Annotated in this window: 3 protein-coding genes; 2 read left to right on the top strand and 1 reads right to left on the bottom strand. The window is 69.2% G+C overall.

What is annotated here, in order from left to right; all coding sequences use genetic code 11:
- On the bottom strand, positions 1-431 hold a 431-nt coding region (locus tag KDH83_RS30215), incomplete at its 3' end, for an MFS transporter (RefSeq protein WP_212322614.1).
- Between the two features lie 104 nt (positions 432-535).
- Here KDH83_RS30215 and KDH83_RS30220 point away from each other — a divergent pair.
- Together KDH83_RS30220 and KDH83_RS30225 are read left to right on the top strand one after the other, a co-directional pair.
- Positions 536-1,288: an IclR family transcriptional regulator gene (locus KDH83_RS30220; RefSeq protein WP_212322616.1), complete on the top strand. Its 753-nt coding sequence runs from the start codon at positions 536-538 to the stop codon at positions 1,286-1,288.
- Between the two features lie 237 nt (positions 1,289-1,525).
- A partial coding sequence (locus tag KDH83_RS30225; RefSeq protein WP_212322618.1) for a Tar ligand binding domain-containing protein occupies positions 1,526-2,675 on the top strand: 1,150 nt, incomplete at its 3' end.

Here is a 2,675-nt window from a genome sequence, read left to right on the forward strand (position 1 = left end):
GCCATGCCCTGGCGCGCGATCATCGCCAGCCGCGCGCGGCCCGTGTAGAACGTGGAGATCAGTCCGGTGCCCGCCGCCATCACCAGCGCCGTGGCGCCGCCCAGCAGCAGCCGGTCGGCGTAGATCAGCCAGATGCCGCGCAGGTACGGGCCCGCCGCGCCCAGCAGACCGTACAGGAACAGGCCCAGCATGAGCGCGCGCCGCAATCCGGCCCGTTCCATCAGGCGGGCGGCGGCCGGGCCGAACAGCACCACCCCCAGCGCGGGCAGCGTGACCAGCCAGCTGCCGCCGGACCCGACGCCCAGTTGCGCGGCGACGGCGGGCAGCCCCGGGACGATCACGCAGCCCACCATGATGGTGAGCGTGGCCACGGCGAGCAGCGTATGGCTTCCCAGGGCGGATAAACTCTGCGGGCCAGCGGGTGTATTCACGATAATCTGTTCCGTACAATGGATGTGTGTTCCATTAATCGGATCGAATTGTCGTGGCTTGCCCCTGGGCTGTCAAGACATGCCAAGAGAAACGAGATCGGGAAATGAGCGAAGACAACGACTCCGCGTCGGGACGCCAGGTGATTTCGCGCGCCGCCGCGGTGCTGCGCGCGCTGGCCGAAGACAACAGCGGCCAGAGCCTGGGCCAGATCGCGAAGAAGACGGACCTGCCGCGCACCACCGTGCACCGCATCGTCGCGGCGCTGGAAGCGCAGCAGCTGGCCGCCCCCACGCCCGCCGGCGTCCGCCTGGGCCAGGCGCTGGTGCGGCTGGCGGCCTCGGCGCATACCGACGTGGTCGCCGCCGCGCGCCCCTTCGTCGAGGCGCTGGGGCGGCGGCTGCGCGAGACCGTGGACCTGTGCGTGTTCCGGGGCCAGCATGCGGTGTCGGTCGACCAGTTCGCCTCCGACCAGGAGCTGCGCGTGGTCGCGGCGGTGGGCACCGCCTATCCCATTCACTGCACCGCGCACGGCAAGGCCCTGCTGGCGCGCCTGGACGACGCGGCGCTGGAGGCGCTGCTGGGCGCGCGGCTGGAACGCCGCACCGCCAACACCATCACCGCGCGCAAGGATCTGCTGGCGCAGCTGGCCGAGGTCCGGACCCGGGGCTGGGCCCTCGACCTGGAGGAACACGCGGTCGGCATCTGCGGGATCGGCGTGCATATCGAGACTGGCCAATCCGAGCAGTACGCGCTGTCGGTCGCGTTGCCGGCCGCGCGCTACGAAGGGCAGCTCGACGCCTGCCTGGCGGCCTTGTTCCAGTGCAAGGCCGAGATTGAATCTTTGCTGGCCGGCTGACACGCATGGCGACCCTGGGCGATCGTGATTGCGGCGGGATGGCGGATGCGGCGGAAAGGGGAAGGGCTGAAATGTAATGAGATATTTAACTTTTCATTGCATCAAGCCGTAATAGAGGCACAGCCGCGCCGGCGTTCGGGCGCCCGCGCCGTCCATCCTCGCTTCGCGCTTCAGGATTTCCCCGTGCTCGGCCCTTGAACGCCTGGGCGCCGCTTTCGTGCAATCCCGGAGTGGCTCATGTTCAAGAACCTAAGCATCCGCGCGATCCTGACGACCGCGCTGGCCGTCTTTTTCGCGCTTTTCCTGGTCATCGGCATCGCCGTGCACCAGCAACTGTCGTCCAACCGCAATTCCATCGAAGTCCTGCTCGACACCAACCTGGTGCGCGCCAACGCCGTCGATAACGCCGGCGCCGAACTGCTGCGCGCCCGCCTGGTCATGCTGGCGGCGCAGACCGCGCTGATGGAAGGCAAGTCCATCGACAGCCTGGCCAGCATGCAGCGGCTGGATGGCTACCTGAAGAAGTCCGCCGACCTGATCGACAGCGTGCGCAAGACGCCCGAGACCTCGCCCGTGGGCAAGCCGCTGTTCGAGGCCGTGCTGGCCGCCTATGACGTGTACCAGCGCGACGCCATCACGCCGATGGTCGCGGCCATCCGCGCTGGCAAGGCGCAGGAGGCCGGCAAGCTGAACCTGGAGAAGGTCACGCCGCTGGGCCTGGTCTTCACCGCCGCGATCCAGAAGTACGTGGACTTCGCCGACGAAGTGGGCCAGCGCGTGGCGCGCGAGGCGTCCACCCGCATCAATGGCGCGCTGGCGTTCCTGGTCGTCGCGCTGGCCGTGGTGGCGGCGCTGGTGGTGGGCGTGTACATGGTGTTCGCGCGCGCGGTCTTCCGGCCGCTGCACGAGGCCGGCCGGCTGTTCGACAGCATCGCCGGCGGCGACCTGACCAACCGCGTCGAGCAGCGCGCCAACAATGAAATCGGCATCCTCTACGCGGCGGTCAAGCGCATGCAGGACAGCCTGGCCCGCACCGTCTCGGCCGTGCGCCACGGCGTCGAGGAAATCCATACCGGCGCGCGCGAGATCGCCGCCGGCAACATCGACCTGTCCTCGCGCACCGAGCAGCAGGCCGCCTCGCTGGAGGAAACCGCCGCCAGCATGGACGAACTGTCGTCCACCGTGCGCCACAACGCCGACAGCTCGCGCAGCGCCTCGGAACTGGCCGTGGCCGCGTCCGACGTGGCCACGCGCGGCGGCCGCGCCGTGGGCGAGGTGGTGGGCACCATGCGCGCCATCGCCGACAGCTCCAGCCGCATCGCCGACATCGTCGGCGTGATCGAGGGCATCGCCTTCCAGACCAACATCCTGGCGCTGAACGCCGCGG

It is taken from the genome of Achromobacter sp. Marseille-Q0513, from assembly GCF_018195695.1.
GTDB lineage: Bacteria > Pseudomonadota > Gammaproteobacteria > Burkholderiales > Burkholderiaceae_B > Achromobacter.

Coding starts and splice junctions, on each gene's coding strand:
- KDH83_RS30220 (WP_212322616.1), top strand. CDS start 536: ATGAGCGAAGACAACGACTCCGCGTCGGGACGCCAGGTGATTTCGCGC.